This window comes from Vibrio sp. RE86, assembly GCF_013114545.1.
Classification (GTDB): Bacteria; Pseudomonadota; Gammaproteobacteria; order Enterobacterales; family Vibrionaceae; genus Vibrio.
The window spans coordinates 95,313-112,244 of sequence record NZ_VTXI01000015.1; the positions used below are offsets into that span (position 1 = coordinate 95,313).

Sequence of the window (16,932 nt, forward strand, 5' to 3'; positions counted from 1 at the left end):
ACATCCATGTTAGGGAATAATACCGTCTGAAAAAAAATAAGTCTGTACAAAAACAGCCAATTAGACGGTCTAAATACAAAATAGTCACAGCAAGGAAATGACAATGCTCAACAAACAAACCTTGGTTTCAGCTCAAAATGCTTTACCTGGCCGAGAGACACCGCTCGCCATTGATGACACACACTTTGTTAACCAATCCAGTTTGACTGCAGAACCCGCGAATGGGTTCCAAAAGATCCTATTTGGTATGGGATGCTTTTGGGGTGCTGAACGACTATTTTGGCAACTTGAAGGCGTAGTGAGCACTTCTGTTGGTTATTCGGGTGGATATACCCCAAACCCAACTTATGAAGAAGTGTGTAGTGGACAAACAGGTCATACGGAAGTCGTTCGAGTTGTGTTCGATCCAAGCGTGATCAGCCTAGAGCAACTGCTTCAAGCATTTTGGGAAAAACATAACCCGACTCAGGGCATGCGCCAAGGTAACGACTTAGGAACTCAATATCGATCTGCTATTTATGTGTACAGTGATGAACAACAACAAGCAGCCGTTACTTCCAAACAAGCATATCAATCCCTGCTAGGTGTTGAAGGTGATATCACGACTGAAATTTTACCTGCCGGAAAGTACTTTTTTGCAGAAACCTACCACCAGCAGTATCTTGCAAAAAATCCCAATGGCTATTGCGGGTTAGGTGGCACCGGGGTGTGTTTTCCTCCACAGTAGAAACGAAAAAGTCGCCATTTGGCGACTTTCTTCTATTTGCAGTGGAGCAATATAAATATGGGCAAGAAATTACACTGGCAAAGCTGCGATAGCCTGATTAATCTCTTTAAAAGTGGACAGTTTTTGGCGGTCTTTCAGATCAGGTACTAACACCTTTCCATTGTCAAAGTTGAACTCACCAACACCTGAGATAACAAATTGACCTTTAAATAGGGTCTTAACAAAACGCGCCACTTGACGTGGGCGGTACGTTGAAAATTCACGTAGCATAACAACTCCAATATCCTTTTGTGATTCAGCCAACTTGGGCTTTAAGCTCTGATCCTTAGAACTTGTTAACTATTATAGCCAAATCAACTTTAATGTATAGCGTATTGTTAATAAAAATGTGCATTTAACACTTATGGGTAGAATGTTCCCCTAGTTTTCCATTTAGGTATATACTTTTTTCGCACATTCAAAAGGAATAACATAATGAAAAACAAGACCCTTCTTGCCTTAGCAATGGCCTGCTCTCCAACATTTGTTCTTGCGCACAACATTTCGCTTGGTCAATCGCTACCTGAGGTGACCATCGCAAATCATGGTGAAATCGTCCTAAAAGGTGAAGATACCGCATTTCAACAGTGGTCAACGCAAGACATGCTCGGCAAAGTACGTGTCATTCAAGCAATTGCCGGACGCAGCAGCTCAAAAGAGATGAACGCGCCATTAATGGCAGCGATCACAGCGGCAAAGTTCCCAGAGCAAAGCTACCAAACAACCTCCATTATCAACCAAGATGATGCGATTTGGGGTACAGGCTCCTTCGTGAAGTCATCCGCTCAAGACAGTAAAAAAGAGTTCCCTTGGTCATCAATGGTGCTTGATGAGGAAGGTAAAGTCGCAAGCCAGTGGGATCTCGCCGAAGAGTCATCAGCGATTGTCGTTCAAGACAAACAAGGTAAGGTACTGTTTGTAAAAGAAGGTTCGCTTACTGAAGATGAGATCAACCAAGTTCTGGCATTGATCAAAGAGAATATCTAAAAGTAACGCTTTAGTTTCGTCTTTTAAGGGGAGTTGTTATAGTATAACAACTCCTTTTTTATTTATTCTGTGCTGTTTTGACTGATTCTCGTATCGCTTTTTCACGCTCTGCAGCCGTTACCGCTGCTTGCGCCATCGCTTTAATGCTATGGCTCAACTTTGCGTACATAGAACATCAATACGACACGTATCATTCAGATCATTCACAACACCAATGTGAGCTCTTTGCCTGTGCACAACATGGAGCGATTCCGTTCGTTTTCACTCCATCTCTCTTTCCTGCTCTAAACGTAAATTCCCTACTCGAGATTACCTTTACTTACGATTCGGTTTTCATCGCCTACTTGGCGCGTTCCCCACCGATAATTTAGGTCTTTTTGGATAAACACTTTTCGTTTTACTTAACGTGATAATTTCACGACTTACCAATATCTCAGGAAAAACAATGAATAAAATCACCCCAATCGCACTTGGTATTACTCTAGCAGTCAGCAGCTTAGCTCAAGCAGAAGAAGGTTTCCGTCAGCATGACGCTCATGTTCATGGTGTCGTAGAGTTCAACATTGCCCAAGATGGCAATGAGCTTCTAATGGAAATCACTGCACCAGGCGCTGACGTGGTTGGCTTTGAGCACGCACCTAAAACTGACAAACAAAAACATAAGATTGAAGATGCAGTCGCACAACTAAAAGATGCAAACAACATCTTCACTCTTGCATCCAATGCAGGTTGTAAAATCGAGCACCAATCTGTGACTCACACTTTAGGCAAAGATAGCCATGAAGGTCATGACCATCACGATCATGAGGGACACGAACATCATGACGATCACAATGGCCATGAGCACCATGATGATCACGAACATCATGACGACCACAAAGGCCATGACCACCACGATGATCACGAACATCATGACGACCACAAAGGCCATGACCACCATGATGATCACGAACATCATGACGACCACAAAGGCCATGACCACCATGATGATCACGAGCATCATGACGACCACGAAGAACATGATGATCATGGTTCACACGGCGAGTTCACTGTCGAGTATCACTTCGAATGTAACGACATTTCAAAGCTGACTGACATAAAAACAACGTGGTTCTCACAATTCCCAACCACTGAGTCTATTAATATCAATGTATTAACAGACACTAAGCAAGCAGCACTTGAGCTACACAAAGGGGAAGATAAAATCTCTCTTTAGTACGATTAGGTGGCCTGTGTGATTACAGGTCACCGCTTCTTCAATCTGGATTCTATTTATGACTCAGTCTAGCCCAGCATCGGTTGTCGAACTCAGCCAGGTTACCTACACATGGTCAGGCAACGATACTCCTACCCTCAATATTGATTCATTGTCCATTACCCGTGGTGAGCACCTATTTATCAAAGGCCCCAGTGGATGCGGAAAATCAACCTTACTCGGACTCTTAACAGGCATAAATACGCCGACGACCGGAAGCGTTGCAGTATTGGGAGAAGATCTTTCAAATATGTCAGGAAGCCAGAGGGATAAGTTCCGCGCAAATAACATTGGCTATATTTTTCAGCAATTTAACTTATTGCCCTATTTGAGCGTGATTGAGAACGTAACCCTTCCATGCCAATTTTCGAGCAAAAGAAAGCAACAGGTTGAAGGCGAGATCAATGTAAAGGCAATTGAACTACTAGAAAAACTGCATCTCCCTAAAGAGCTATTGAACAAGCCAGTGACTGAACTGAGTATTGGTCAGCAACAGCGTGTCGCGGCAGCTCGAGCTCTGATCGGTAACCCAGACATTGTCATTGCTGACGAGCCAACGTCTTCTCTCGACTATGACAATCGTACCGCTTTTATTCAGCTACTTTTGGAACAGGTCAATCAAGCAAACTCAACGTTGCTATTTGTTAGTCATGATCCAACGCTAGAACCTCTTTTTAGTCGCACGATCAATTTACAGCAGCTCAATCGCGCCGGAGTGCCACTATGACGCCAACACTCACTCTCGCATGGAAAAGTGTGCGAAACCGCAAAGTCACCGCCATTCTGACGATACTAACGGTCGCGATCTCCGTAATACTTCTGCTCGGAGTTGAACGAATTCGAACTCAAGCGAAAAGCAGCTTTGCTAACACTATTTCAGGTACCGACCTTATTGTTGGTGGACGTTCAGGCCAAGTAAACTTGTTACTTTACTCAGTGTTTCGCATTGGTAATGCCACCAATAACATCGATTGGAAAAGCTACGAAGAGTTCAGTCAGCACAGTGCAGTTGATTGGGCGATTCCAATCTCATTAGGGGACTCACACAAGGGGTTCCGCGTGATGGGCACCAATCATAGCTATTTCGAGCACTACCGTTACGGGCAAAAGCAAAACCTGTCCTTTAATAAAGGTAAAGAGTTCAACGGTCTATTTGAAGCGGTGATTGGCGCAGACGTTGCTCGCAAGCTCAATTACCAGCTAGGCAGTGAAATGGTCATTGCTCACGGAATTAGTGACGTAGGGTTTAGCCGACATGAAAATACACCATTCAAAGTCGTCGGTATTCTTGCACCAACAGGAACGCCCGTTGATAAAACTGTTCATGTTTCATTGGAAGCAATTGAAGCGATTCACGTCGGTTGGGAGTCTGGGGCGAATCTAGGTAATAACCCAAGTGCTGAACAGCTACTCAAAATGGACTTTCAACCTAAACAGATCACCGCCATGATGCTGGGGTTAAAGTCGAGAATTCAAACCTTTGCCTTACAGAGACAAATCAACACCTATCCGCTTGAGCCACTCAGTGCCATATTGCCTGGAGTTGCACTGCATGAGCTATGGGGCATGATGTCTGTTGCAGAGCAGGCTTTGATGGCCGTCTCCGTCTTTGTAGTCATCGCAGGTTTACTCGGCATGCTCTCTAGCCTATTAACCAGCTTGCAAGAGCGCCGTAGGGAAATGGCGATCCTCAGAGCAATGGGCGCACGACCAAGACATGTCTTTAGCTTGTTGATCTTAGAAGCCAGTGTATTGACCTTTATTGGCTTAATCGTCGGTACGGCCGGGCTGTACGCAATACTTGCTATAGCGGCACCAATCATTCAACAAGCCTATGGAATAAACTTACAGTTGCTCGCGCTGTCTCAATATGAGCTGATGCTATTAGCAGCCGTACAATTAGCTGGTACTATTATCGGCTTTATTCCCGCACTGCGAGCATACCAGCAGTCACTCAGCGACGGTATGACGATTCGAGTATAATCCATGAAAAAACTAGCAATACTATTTCTAACTCTGATTACGTTTAGCTTTTCAACTCAAGCAGACGACACTCTTCAACTGGAGTGGCTTGATCTGATCCCAGAAAATGAACGCAATCAATTTGATGCTATTGGCATGCCTGCCATTGATCACTCAGGGGGCTCAATGGAGCAGTCGATGGTTGGCGGTGTTCGACCAGAGTTGAATGGCAGCAAGGTGAAAATACCGGGGTTTGTGATTCCACTCGAGGGTGATGAGAACATGGTGACCGAGTTTCTACTCGTGCCGTACTTTGGGGCATGCATTCATGTGCCGCCACCGCCACCAAACCAGATCATCTATGTGAAATTCCCTGAAGGTGCACCAATTCAGCAATTGTGGGATGTGATTTATCTCGTCGGTACGTTAAAGACTGAAACCATCAGCCATGAACTAGCACAAACCGCATACGTGATCGAAGGTACCGAAATTCTCGAGTACGATGACATGTAAATGTTAACGACGAAAGCAGCCTGTTAATTACCTATATTAGGCAAGGTAGCTAGATAAATACGCTAGCACTCCTAGGTAGACGAGTAACAATAGGGCAATTGACAGGTGCTTTTTCAGTTTATTTTCATTGAAATACTTCATAAGCCCCTCAAAACTAACGGTAACAATTTTAACAACTTGTTATCATTTATGGTAGTGATATTTTTTATAGAATCACTGACATTGTTTTTCTGGCGACCTTCGTTGTTCCGAGGTACATTTAGTAATCAATACTAAGCACCTGATGGCTAAGGAAATAGCATGGCAGAGAACAGCAAACCCATCGTTATAGACCAAGAACCTGAGTCCAACTCTCGTCAGGAAAAGAAGTCCAGCTATATCAAAGACAGTGCAAGTCGTGTGCTGAACATCGCACAAACCTATGGTCTCGATGCTCTCCTGCAAGCTGAATCCCCACAAAAAACCACCATAGAACGCGCTTTAGTTCGAGAGAAAAAACGCAAAGAGCTCAGACAAAAGAATCTCGAGCAAATCCTTAAACTCGCGCATGTTTCCTGCAAAGATGAAACCGCAGGCGATCCAGACCAAGATTGGCTCTACCGTTTCTTCGATATGGCTCAGGAAGTTCACAACCAATCCATGCAACGTTTGTGGGCTCAGGTCTTAAAGCGTGAAGTGACCAACCCAGGTTCGACGTCGATGAAGGCGTTAAAAGTCCTGCAAGATATGACGCCTAAAGAAGCTCAAATCTTGCAGCGCGCATCATCACTGGCGTGCAGTTTTGGCGGAGACAACAGCCGTAAGTTATTGGTAGGTTACCGAGCTCAAGGCAGCATCTTTAGTTTTGGCAAACGAAACACCACCAGCAATATCAACGTAGGTAATTTCCAACTGCCCTACTCGAGTTTACTGGTTCTGTTTGAACTCGGGCTAATGCATGGTACCGAATTAGAGTCGGGAGAGATTGATCTCGAGTCACCACTACCACTCACCTATCAAGGCAAACAGCTATCACTTCAAGCGCACAGTAAAGGGGTAAGGCTGCTCTACTACCGATTTAGCCCAACGGGTAACGAGCTGTGCAAGCTACTCGGCAACAAACCGAATATGCAGTACTACGATCAAATGGTCGCGATGCTTGGCCAGAAGTTCACGGCAAGTACAGAGGTGAAATCCAGCGTCGATAAGATGGCATAGAGATTCCCTATTCCCTCCTCCGCCAGTCTATGGAATGACGACCATTCACTTTGCCATAAAAACAAAAACGCCAGCATCTCTGCTGGCGTTTGAATATCAATTACAACGGAAATTTAAGCTTTGAACGCTTTAAATGCGTTAATCAGACCATTCGTCGAGCTATCGTGAGAGCTAATAGCAGCGTCGTCAGCGAGCTCTGGTAGGATTTGGTTTGCTAGTTGTTTACCTAGCTCTACACCCCACTGGTCAAAGCTGAAGATGTTCCAGATAACACCCTGTACGAAAATCTTATGTTCGTACATAGCGATTAGGTTACCTAGAGTACGTGGATTAATCTGCTTCACTAGGATAGAGTTCGTTGGGCGATTACCTTCAAACACTTTGAATGGTGCTAGTGTCGCCGCTTCTTCTTCGCTCTTACCTGCTTTTGCAAATTCCGCTTTCACTGTCGCTTCATCTTTACCAAATGCTAGCGCTTCTGTTTGTGCAAAGAAGTTAGACATCAGTTTTTGATGGTGGTCGCTTGCAGGGTTGTGGCTGATTGCTGGAGCAATAAAGTCACATGGGATCAGCTTAGTACCTTGGTGAATAAGCTGGTAGAACGCGTGCTGACCGTTTGTTCCTGGCTCACCCCAAATGATAGGGCCAGTTTGGTAAGTCACTGCGTTACCATCACGGTCAACGTACTTACCGTTAGATTCCATGTTACCTTGCTGGAAGTATGCCGCGAAACGATGCATGTACTGATCGTATGGCAGAATCGCTTCTGACTCAGCACCGTGGAAGTTGTTGTACCAAAGGCCAACAAGCGCAAGAATCACTGGGATGTTGCTTTCTAGACCCGTTGACGCAAAGTGGTTATCCATTTCGTGAGCACCTTCTAGTAGCTCAACGAAGTTGTCGAAGCCGACTGCTAGTGCAATAGATAGACCGATTGCTGACCATAGAGAGTAACGACCACCAACCCAGTCCCAGAACTCAAACATGTTATCAGTATCGATACCGAATTCAGAAACCGCACCTGCGTTTGTTGAAAGCGCAGCAAAGTGCTTAGCAACATGCGCTTCATCACCCGCTGATTCTAGGAACCAGTCACGCGCAGAGTGCGCGTTAGTCATTGTTTCTTGAGTTGTAAACGTCTTAGAAGCCACTAGGAATAGCGTTGTTTCTGGGTTTACTTTCTTCAGTGTTTCAACGATGTGAGTACCATCAACGTTTGACACGAAGTGTAGGTTTAGATGATTTGTGTATGGCGCTAGTGCTTCAGTCACCATGTAAGGACCAAGGTCAGAGCCACCGATACCAATGTTAACTACGTCAGTAATTGCTTTACCTGTGTAGCCTTTCCATTCACCGCCGATAACACGCTCAGTGAATGATTTCATTTTTTCTAATACGGCATTAACCGCAGGCATTACATCTTCACCACCAACCATTACCGGCTTGTTGCTGCGGTTACGAAGAGCAGTGTGAAGTACTGCGCGACCTTCTGTTTGGTTGATCGCTTCACCACTGAACATCGCTTCGATTGCTGATTTAAGCTCAGTCTCGCTAGCTAGCGCGAACAGGTGCTTCATTGTCTCTTCATTGATTAAGTTTTTAGAGTAATCAACAAGAATATCGCTGCCGAAGCGAGTAGAGAATTTGTCAAAACGTGCTGCATCAGTTGCGAACAGATCTTTAAGATCCATATCTTGTGCAGACTCGAAGTGCGCCGTTAGCGCGTTCCAAGCTTGTGTTTGCGTTGGATTGATATTTTTCAACATGGTGATTATCCCGATGTTACAGTAGGTTTTATTCCATACAGCCTAGCGAAAACTGGTGGAATCCCCGATTATGCAAAATAGTAATATTAGGTATGTTTGGGCTAAATGCCACAAAACAAGACTTTGTAATTTTTTTTCAAGTATACATTATGACGCAGGGCGTTCTCACTCACATTGAGTTAGGTCACGTTACCTGATTCAAAACTAAACAATCAAAAGCTAGCGCAAATCTAACCTTGCTGTATATGACTTAGCAAGTAGCGTTTACTGGAACGAATAGATTCAATAGGCCCAACGATGTGGACACAAAAAACCTTATACCTCGATGCCCGTAAGCGAGGCTTTCATCTGATTACTGATGAAATTGAACAACAATTACCACAGATTAGCCAATACTCTGTCGGATTATTACAGCTATTTATCCAACATACCTCAGCCAGTCTGACGATCAATGAAAATGCCGATCCAACCGTGAGACACGATATGGAAAAGCACTTTAATCACTTTGTACCTGAACGAGCACCTTATTATAAGCATACCTATGAAGGGGATGATGATATGCCAGCTCATATCAAAGCCTCAACGCTTGGGTGCAGCATCATGGTTCCAATCAGTAACGGTCGTTTAGCACTTGGAACTTGGCAAGGAATCTATTTGGGAGAGCACCGTGATTACGGAGGCGAGCGCCGAATTATTGCGACGCTTCAAGGTGAGCTGAGATAAAACAATATAGAGCAACGCTGCTCCATATCATCTGAACTGAGTTAGAAAGGCTGATTGATCATGACGCGAAACGTACCTTCGTCAGCCCCTTTCGCCATTTCAGTACGCACGACAATGCCTTCAACTTGGAAACGAATCGCACCACCGATGTTCCACTTCATATCGGTATGAAGCTCTTTGGCATCGTATTCATCTGCGACGCGTCCTGCTTCAGCAAATACAACCCACTGCCACCATGGGAGATCGTAGTAGTTGAGCACAGGTATGCCATCCAGTGGCTGCCAATCAGGGAGCACTCTGTATTCTGCAGAATAGTGGACTGCTGAACGCCCATGAAAGCGACCACTGGTATAGCCGCGTAACCGGTACAAACCACCTAACCTAACTTGGTTTTGCTCTGGCGGCTTAGTGCTGTCCCAAGTCGGTGTGTCTGCGATGTAAAAATCGAAAGCAATAACTTGCTGGTCAAACAGGTTTCCCAAAGGGCCTAATGCGTAGTATTGGCTATTTTGGAACTCCCACTTGCTCCAAATATCTTCGCTTTGCCAACTTTCAGCACCAAAGGTGACATCAAACGAGGTATGTGAACCGCGTGTCGGGTTACGCACGCTATCGCGATTATCCCAATCCAGTGACAACTCAAAACCGGTCGCTTTTTCTGACTGGCTGTAAATATCCAACTCACGAGATGAATAGAAAGGTGTCAGTACAATTGAGCTCACTCCAGACTCGAGAGGAGAGGCAAAACTCACGTCGCGGACTGGTTGAAAAGCGCCCATCAGGCCAAGTTTGTCAACATTGCCCCATGGCAGTAAATACTTAAACTCAAATTGGTAGTTTTGCTCAAATCCATTGGTGAGGGTTTTGTCCCCAGCATGAGAGTCGTTGTTTCCCTGATCACCAAGATAATACGGGTTCTCATTGAACTGAGCTTGATACATTTGTGTGCTAAACAGGAGCTGCTCAGACAAGGCATAATTAAACGCTGATACAAAACCCACATAGCTATCTTTCTCAGAATAGAGTGCCATGCCAAACAAAGCCGCTTGAGGTTGCCCGACACCTTTAGCGACCCCAGCAATGCCCACCGTGTTGCCTAGCGTTTCGGTACTAAAAAAGAATGGCAGAAAAGCTGAATCTTTCTCTTCACTTAGCGCAGGGCTAGAAATAAAAAGGCTGGCACATAGAGCCAGCACTTGTTGAATTCGAGAAGGTTTCATCTTATTTGGAGTACTCCATCTCAACACGAGATGTCAGTTTAGTCACCAATTCGTAAGCTATGGTGCCAATGTGGTTAGCAACTTCTTCAACAGGAAGCGAGCTCCCCCACAAAATCGCTTCATCACCCACAAGGTCTTGCGCGTCAGGCCCAAGATCAACCGTCAACATATCCATAGAGACACGGCCAGCCATAGGGACTTTACGACCATTGACCAGCACTGGCGTACCATTCGGTGCCATACGCGGATAACCGTCACCATAGCCGATTGCGATAACGCCTACTTTCGTATCACGTTCACTGGTCCAGGTACCGCCGTAGCCTACGCTCTCACCCGCTTTCACTTCACGTACTGCAATTAAATGAGATTTAAGGGTCATCACCGCTTGATAACCCATATCTTGTGCCGTTCTATCGTTGAAAGGAGAAACACCGTACATAATGATACCGGGGCGAACCCAATCAAGATGACTATCCTGCCAAGCCAGCAGCCCAGCAGAAGCGGCAAGAGAACGCTCCCCTTCACACCCTTCTGTGAGCTCTAAAAAGAGTTTGGTTTGCTCGTTGGTGGTGCCTTTATCCAGCTCATCAGCACAGCCAAAATGGCTCATGTAACGCAGCGGCTTGGCAACATTTCGGCACGCTTTTAGACGATTTACAAAATCACGATATTGCTCAGGGCGCACGCCTAAACGGTGCATGCCACTGTCGACTTTCAGCCAAACGACTACTGGAGTTTCTAGATCAGCCTGTTCGAGATCCGTCAGTTGCTCTTCACAGTGCACCACGGTTTGAATGTTATTGGTGACCAGTACTGGCAAATCACCAGAAGAGTAAAAACCTTCTAGCAGCAGAATCGGTTTAACGACACCACATGCGCGCAACTGCAGTGCCTCTTCAATACGAGCAACACCAAAGGCATCAGCGCCTTGTGCTTTTTTGGCAATGTGTCGTAAACCATGGCCATAGCTGTTGGCTTTTACAACCGCCATGACCTTACTGTTTGGCGCTTGCTGTTTAATCTGCTGTAGGTTGTGTTGCAGAGCATCTAAATCGATGTAGGCCGTCGCGGCTTTCATATGGCTCATGGGCTTACTCATCATCCATATCGAAGGCTGGACCTGCGTAGTTATCAAATCTAGACCATTGACCTTGGAAGGTCAGACGTACCGAACCGATAGGACCATTACGCTGTTTACCAAGAATAATTTCCGCCGTGCCTTTCATTGAGCTGTCAGGGTTATAAACCTCATCTCGATAGATGAACATGATCAAGTCGGCATCCTGCTCGATAGAGCCCGATTCACGCAAGTCCGAGTTAACAGGACGTTTATCAGCGCGTTGCTCTAGGGAACGGTTAAGCTGAGATAGAGCCACTACAGGAACATTTAGCTCTTTCGCCAACGCTTTAAGCGAGCGCGAGATCTCAGCAATTTCTAGGGTACGGTTATCAGACAGCGCAGGTACACGCATCAGCTGAAGGTAGTCGACCATGATCATCGATAAGCCACCATGGTCACGAGCAATACGACGTGCACGAGAGCGCACTTCGGTTGGAGTCAGGCCTGAACTGTCATCGATGTACATGTTCTTCTTCTCCATAAGAATACCCATGGTCGAAGAGATACGTGCCCAATCTTCATCATCAAGCTGACCGGTACGAATCTTGGTTTGGTCTACACGAGAAAGGGACGCAAGCATACGCATCATGATCTGTTCTGCCGGCATCTCTAGTGAGAAGATTAGAACCGGTTTTTCTTGCGACATAGCTGCGTTTTCACACAAGTTCATCGCAAAGGTCGTTTTACCCATCGATGGACGCGCCGCGACAATCACCAAGTCAGAACCTTGCAGACCCGCAGTCTTCTTATTCAGATCGGTAAAGCCTGTATCAACCCCCGTCACACCATCTTGCGGTGTTTTGTAGAGGATCTCGATACGCTCTAACGTCTTTTCTAAGATGTTGTCTACGTTTTGAGGCCCTTCACTTTCACTGGTACGAGATTCAGCAATAGCGAATACTTTACTTTCCGCGAGATCAAGTAAGTCTTCAGAATTACGCCCTTGAGGATCGTAGCCCGCATCAGCGATTTCATTCGCGACACCGATCAGGTCACGTACCAGCGCACGTTCTGCAACAATGTCTGCATACGCATTGATGTTGGCTGCACTTGGCGTGTTCTTAACTAAGTCAGCAAGATAAGCGAAACCACCGACATCATCGAGCTGTTCACGAAGCTCTAAGAACTCTGATAGTGTGATTAAGTCGAGTGGCTGGTTGTCTTCAAGCAGAGTTTGGACTGCTTCAAAGACCAAGCGATGAGGACGGCTGTAGAAATCTTTGGCAACCACTCGCTCTGAAACCGTATCCCAGCGCTCATTATCAAGCAGAAGGCCACCAATAACAGATTGCTCCGCCTCTAATGAATGAGGGGGAACTTTGATTGCATCGACTTGTGCATCGTTAAATTTACTATTTCGATTATCTACTTTCGCTTCAGCCATGGTTCTGCTCAACAACTTGCTATAGATCGCTAATTATAACGAGAATCAAGATATTGTCTGTACCAATCCAATACTTTGTCGAGTTCTAATGTAGAATTAACTTGTTACTGACGGTATTACGGCAATTTAACTCTACTATTGCGCCATTCGTTCCATCAATATTGAGGTAGTTAGTGTCTAAACTTTGGCTTATGAGTGCTGGCTTGATGAGCTCTATGCTTGCCTACGCTGATGATACAGAACAAAGCAAAACGGATATTGACGTCCCTTCACCATGGAATACAGAAGTTGAGTTCGGTTATCAGGCCCATACGGGTAACTCTGACTCACGTTCATTGAACTCTCGTCTAAATGCGGAATACACAGAAGGTAGGCACCGTACTAGTGGTGAGTGGAAATACTACCTCTTATATAAAGATGGCGAAGAAGATAAACGCCAGTCAACCTACACGGCGCAAAGCGACTATAAGCTTGGTGCAAAAACCTACCTTTATGGCAGCTTTAAGGGTGTCGACTCACGCTACAGCGCATACTTCAAAGACTACACACTTTCTGGTGGTCTTGGTTATCAGTTCTCAAACACTGACGTGCTGACACTTGAGATCGAAGTGGGTCCAGGTTTCCGATATCAAGAGCCTAACTTAGATGAGATCGATGACGATGACATTATCTTCCCTGAGACCGTTCAGGAGGGGATATTTCGTGGCAACTTGAATACCACTTGGCAGGCGCTCGATAATTTGAGCGTTTCAGCGGACCTTACCGTTGTCTCGGGTAAAAGTAATACCCGAACCGACACTGATATCAGCGTGACAAACAACATCACTGAAGATATCGCATTAAAACTCTCTCACTCTCGTCAATACCATGACAAGGTGCCAGATGGGCTAGAAAAAGCAGATAGCATTTTCTCCATTAATCTACTGTTTCTGTTCTAGCAAGCCGCTCCCAATAGACAAATTATACCAATCGAGATAAATAGGTGATTAGATAATTGCGCAGGAAAAATCGCTTAGAGCAAGGCATAGATTGCTGCTAGCTAGTTGACCTACCTACAAAATCTATAACGAAGCTATCAGTGATTTTAACAAGCAAGAATGACCAGATATTTATTTTGGTTGGTATTTTAGACATAAAAAAAGCACCTCTAGGAGGTGCTTTTAGAATACGTCTTGATACTGAATTACTCAGCAGCAACAACTTGTAGGTTAACTGTAGCGAAAACTTCAGAGTGAAGTTGAACGCTGATCTCGAACTCACCAGTGTTACGTAGTGCGCCTTCAGGAAGACGAACTTCGCTCTTAACAACTTCAACGCCAGCTGCAGTGATTGCATCAGCGATGTCGCGAGTACCGATAGAACCGAATAGTTTACCTTCGTCACCAGCTTTAGATGCTAGAACAACTGCTTCTAGAGCACCGATCTTTTCAGCACGAGCTTCAGCAGAAGCAACTTGCTCAGCAGCTTTTGCTTCTAGTTCAGCACGACGTGCTTCGAACATTTCAACGTTAGCTTTAGTAGCCATAACTGCTTTACCTTGAGGGATAAGGAAGTTACGAGCGTAGCCAGACTTAACGTTTACAGTTTCGCCTAGAGAACCTAGTTTGCCGATTTTATCAAGTAGAATAACTTGCATTGTTTAATTCCTCTTTTTAAAAACGAACCGATTACTGATGCTTGTCAGTGTACGGTAGTAGAGCTAGGTAGCGAGAACGCTTGATCGCGCGAGCTAGTTGACGTTGGTATTTAGCACTTGTACCAGTGATACGGCTAGGTACGATTTTACCAGCTTCAGTGATGTAGTTTTTAAGAGTTGCTACGTCTTTGTAATCAATCTCTTGTACGCCTTCTGCAGTGAAACGGCAGAATTTACGACGACGGAAGAAACGAGCCATGGGCTATCTCCTGATCTTAAATTTGAATAAGTTGTCAGTCTTTATATAAGTTAAAAGCGAACTCTCAACCCGATATGCAGACTTAGTACTAAATCTGAGTGTTTAATTACTCAGCAGCTGCTTCTGGCTTAGCTTCAGCACGCTCTTCGCGACGAGGAGCACGCTCTTCTTTCTGCTTAAGCATGATAGATTGCTCAGTGATCGCTGTCTTAGTACGCATGATCATGTTACGTAGAACTGCATCGTTGAAACGGAAAGCAGTTTCTAGCTCGTCAATCACTTCTTGACCAGCTTCAACGTTCATTAGAACGTAGTGAGCTTTGTGAAGCTTGTTGATTGGGTAAGCCAGTTGACGACGGCCCCAGTCTTCTAGACGGTGGATAGTACCGCCAGCTTCAGTGATTGAACCAGTGTAACGCTCGATCATGCCAGCAACTTGCTCGCTTTGATCAGGGTGCACCATGAATACGATTTCGTAATGACGCATTGGTTGCTCCTTACGGATTATTCAGCTTCCACAAATGGCCCGGTCGTCCAGAGGAAGCAAGGAACTAAAGATAATTGACCGAGTTTTAAGGAGCACGAATAGTACAGAAAGAAAGCAGTTTAGGCAAGAGAAATGTGATGACCAACAAAAACAGCTGCCAATGTATTGCAGCTGCTTTTTGATCGGTAGTTACTTAGGTGAAGCTGTTAGTCTTCATCTTCGTCAACATATTGAGCTTGTAGGTAATTTTGAATGCCTGTCATGTCGATCAAACCGAGTTGAGTCTCAAGCCAATCAACATGCTCTTCTTCGTCTTCTAGGATATCTTGGAACAGATCACGAGACACATAGTCATGAACATCTTCAGCGTAAGCAATGGCGTCTTTTAGATCAGGAATTGCTGCCATCTCGAGTTTTAAATCACACTCAAGCATTTCTTTGGTGTCTTCACCAATCATTAACTTGCCGAGATCTTGTAAGTTAGGAAGCCCTTCTAAAAAGAGAATACGTTCAATGAGATGATCAGCGTGCTTCATTTCATCGATCGACTCATGGTATTCCTTATCTGCCAGATGCTTTAAACCCCAATCTTTGTACATTCGGGCGTGGAGAAAATACTGATTAATGGCAACAAGTTCATTGCCGAGTATTTTGTTGAGATGTTGGATGATGATTGGATCGCCTTTCATTATGCAGCCCTCCTCTTTGGCTACTATAACTCTAGTTCCAATTAGAAGAGTGTCAAAAGGCTCAAGTGAGCGTTTAGCTCGCTTGTTTCAGTATTAAGTGATCGGTTTCCGCTAAAATTTCTTTGGCTTGCTTAATACACTTACCACATTGGCTGCCTAACGCAGTGCATTTCTTAATTCCTCGAATATCGGTAATGCCTTCATCGATCGCTAACTTCCTAATTTTCTTATCCGAAATCCCATGACAAAGGCAAACATACATACAATATTGATCCATTTACAACTTACGACAAGAAATATAAACAAGAATTGTTATCGTTACCAGTTGTATTAAGCCCAGTTTCAGAACATTTTGTTATATCGATTTGAGAGCAGAGACAAAGCTTCAAGGAGTTAGAACAGGTGAATAATGAGGAGAAAAAATCTAGTCTAATTTTCAGTAAGTTATAACAATCAACTGCGTCATTTTCTTATAACCAAAAATGCAAAAAGGGAAGCCTAAGCTTCCCTTTTCAGATGCATGCTCTTCTTACGAAGAATGTGCAAGATTCAACTAAATATTAGTCAAAGATCTTAGCAACAACACCAGCACCTACAGTACGGCCACCTTCGCGGATTGCGAAACGTAGACCTTCGTCCATAGCGATTGGAGCGATTAGCTCAACAGTCATTTGAACGTTGTCACCTGGCATTACCATTTCTACGCCTTCTGGTAGAGTGATGTCGCCTGTTACGTCAGTTGTACGGAAGTAGAACTGTGGACGGTAACCTTTGAAGAAAGGAGTGTGACGGCCGCCTTCGTCTTTAGAAAGTACGTATACTTCAGACTCAAACTTAGTGTGTGGGTTGATTGACTTAGGAGCCGCTAGTACTTGACCACGCTCAACTTCGTCACGCTTAGTACCACGTAGAAGTGCACCAACGTTCTCACCAGCACGACCTTCGTCTAGAAGCTTACGGAACATTTC

The 16,932-nt window shown here is 44.8% G+C and carries 20 protein-coding genes and 1 pseudogene; 10 read left to right on the forward strand and 11 right to left on the reverse strand.

Annotated features, from left to right (window positions below; genetic code table 11):
* Positions 1–103 precede the first annotated feature (103 nt).
* Positions 104–727 (forward strand): peptide-methionine (S)-S-oxide reductase MsrA, encoded by a 624-nt coding sequence (gene msrA / locus F0231_RS14625; RefSeq protein WP_171760437.1) that lies wholly within the window; start codon positions 104–106, stop codon positions 725–727.
* Positions 728–796: 69 nt separating this feature from the next.
* On the opposite strand, the gene F0231_RS14630 is transcribed toward msrA, so the two are convergent.
* Positions 797–997, reverse strand: coding sequence for a DUF1107 domain-containing protein (locus F0231_RS14630; protein WP_171760438.1), 201 nt, complete (start codon positions 995–997; stop codon positions 797–799).
* A gap of 204 nt (positions 998–1,201) precedes the next feature.
* On the opposite strand from F0231_RS14630, the gene F0231_RS14635 reads away from it, so the two are divergent.
* The 7 genes from F0231_RS14635 to F0231_RS14665 all read left to right on the forward strand — a co-directional run bounded on the left by F0231_RS14635 (position 1,202) and on the right by F0231_RS14665 (position 6,680).
* Positions 1,202–1,753 carry a YtfJ family protein gene (locus F0231_RS14635; RefSeq protein ID WP_171760439.1) on the forward strand — a complete coding sequence of 184 codons (552 nt, stop codon included), beginning with the start codon at positions 1,202–1,204 and terminating at the stop codon, positions 1,751–1,753.
* Between the two features lie 143 nt (positions 1,754–1,896).
* Positions 1,897–2,124 (forward strand): DUF2607 family protein, encoded by a 228-nt coding sequence (locus F0231_RS14640; RefSeq protein ID WP_216612239.1) that lies wholly within the window; start codon positions 1,897–1,899, stop codon positions 2,122–2,124.
* 74 nt (positions 2,125–2,198) lie between these two features.
* Positions 2,199–2,969: a DUF2796 domain-containing protein gene (locus tag F0231_RS14645; protein ID WP_171760440.1), complete on the forward strand. Its 771-nt coding sequence runs from the start codon at positions 2,199–2,201 to the stop codon at positions 2,967–2,969.
* A 58-nt stretch (positions 2,970–3,027) separates the two neighbouring features.
* Complete coding sequence (locus F0231_RS14650; protein ID WP_171760441.1) at positions 3,028–3,735, forward strand: ABC transporter ATP-binding protein; 708 nt, start codon at positions 3,028–3,030, stop codon at positions 3,733–3,735.
* Complete coding sequence (locus F0231_RS14655) at positions 3,732–4,991, forward strand: ABC transporter permease (protein WP_171760442.1); 1,260 nt, start codon at positions 3,732–3,734, stop codon at positions 4,989–4,991. Before F0231_RS14650 ends, F0231_RS14655 begins: the two co-directional genes overlap by 4 nt.
* A 3-nt stretch (positions 4,992–4,994) precedes the next feature.
* Positions 4,995–5,483 carry a DUF3299 domain-containing protein gene (locus F0231_RS14660; protein WP_171760443.1) on the forward strand — a complete coding sequence of 163 codons (489 nt, stop codon included), beginning with the start codon at positions 4,995–4,997 and terminating at the stop codon, positions 5,481–5,483.
* Positions 5,484–5,783: 300 nt separating this feature from the next.
* A complete protein-coding gene (locus F0231_RS14665; protein WP_171760444.1) occupies positions 5,784–6,680 on the forward strand; it encodes a TIGR03899 family protein in 897 nt (298 codons plus the stop codon).
* Between the two features lie 113 nt (positions 6,681–6,793).
* Here F0231_RS14665 and pgi read toward each other — a convergent pair whose 3' ends face one another.
* Positions 6,794–8,446 (reverse strand): glucose-6-phosphate isomerase, encoded by a 1,653-nt coding sequence (gene pgi / locus F0231_RS14670; RefSeq protein WP_171760445.1) that lies wholly within the window; start codon positions 8,444–8,446, stop codon positions 6,794–6,796.
* Positions 8,447–8,743: 297 nt separating this feature from the next.
* Between pgi and F0231_RS14675 the strand changes: the two genes are divergently transcribed.
* Complete coding sequence (locus F0231_RS14675; RefSeq protein WP_171760446.1) at positions 8,744–9,169, forward strand: secondary thiamine-phosphate synthase enzyme YjbQ; 426 nt, start codon at positions 8,744–8,746, stop codon at positions 9,167–9,169.
* A 41-nt stretch (positions 9,170–9,210) separates the two neighbouring features.
* Here F0231_RS14675 and F0231_RS14680 read toward each other — a convergent pair whose 3' ends face one another.
* From F0231_RS14680 to F0231_RS14690, 3 genes are read right to left on the reverse strand one after another with little or no spacing between them, the layout of a single operon-like run.
* The gene (locus F0231_RS14680; protein WP_171760447.1) at positions 9,211–10,389 is read right to left on the reverse strand and encodes a BamA/TamA family outer membrane protein; all 1,179 of its coding nucleotides are present in this window, start codon (positions 10,387–10,389) and stop codon (positions 9,211–9,213) included.
* Between the two features lies 1 nt (position 10,390).
* Complete coding sequence (gene alr, locus F0231_RS14685; protein WP_171760458.1) at positions 10,391–11,467, reverse strand: alanine racemase; 1,077 nt, start codon at positions 11,465–11,467, stop codon at positions 10,391–10,393.
* A gap of 13 nt (positions 11,468–11,480) precedes the next feature.
* Positions 11,481–12,893, reverse strand: a complete 1,413-nt coding sequence (locus F0231_RS14690; protein ID WP_171760448.1) for a replicative DNA helicase — start codon at positions 12,891–12,893, stop codon at positions 11,481–11,483.
* A 173-nt stretch (positions 12,894–13,066) separates the two neighbouring features.
* Here F0231_RS14690 and F0231_RS14695 point away from each other — a divergent pair, with 173 nt between their 5' ends.
* A complete protein-coding gene (locus tag F0231_RS14695; RefSeq protein ID WP_171760449.1) occupies positions 13,067–13,831 on the forward strand; it encodes a DUF481 domain-containing protein in 765 nt (254 codons plus the stop codon).
* A gap of 245 nt (positions 13,832–14,076) precedes the next feature.
* Here the strand turns inward: F0231_RS14695 and rplI are convergent, their stop codons facing one another.
* From rplI to tuf, 6 genes and pseudogenes are all read right to left on the reverse strand, one after another.
* Positions 14,077–14,529, reverse strand: coding sequence for a 50S ribosomal protein L9 (gene rplI / locus F0231_RS14700; RefSeq protein WP_171760450.1), 453 nt, complete (start codon positions 14,527–14,529; stop codon positions 14,077–14,079).
* A gap of 31 nt (positions 14,530–14,560) precedes the next feature.
* Positions 14,561–14,788: a 30S ribosomal protein S18 gene (rpsR, locus tag F0231_RS14705; protein WP_000090472.1), complete on the reverse strand. Its 228-nt coding sequence runs from the start codon at positions 14,786–14,788 to the stop codon at positions 14,561–14,563.
* Positions 14,789–14,894: 106 nt separating this feature from the next.
* The gene (gene rpsF / locus F0231_RS14710; protein WP_171760451.1) at positions 14,895–15,275 is read right to left on the reverse strand and encodes a 30S ribosomal protein S6; all 381 of its coding nucleotides are present in this window, start codon (positions 15,273–15,275) and stop codon (positions 14,895–14,897) included.
* A gap of 206 nt (positions 15,276–15,481) precedes the next feature.
* The gene (gene bfr / locus F0231_RS14715; protein ID WP_171760452.1) at positions 15,482–15,964 is read right to left on the reverse strand and encodes a bacterioferritin; all 483 of its coding nucleotides are present in this window, start codon (positions 15,962–15,964) and stop codon (positions 15,482–15,484) included.
* Between the two features lie 73 nt (positions 15,965–16,037).
* Complete coding sequence (locus tag F0231_RS14720) at positions 16,038–16,226, reverse strand: (2Fe-2S)-binding protein (protein ID WP_171760453.1); 189 nt, start codon at positions 16,224–16,226, stop codon at positions 16,038–16,040.
* 298 nt (positions 16,227–16,524) lie between these two features.
* Positions 16,525–16,932, reverse strand: a pseudogene (tuf, locus tag F0231_RS14725) (elongation factor Tu); the annotation flags it as partial.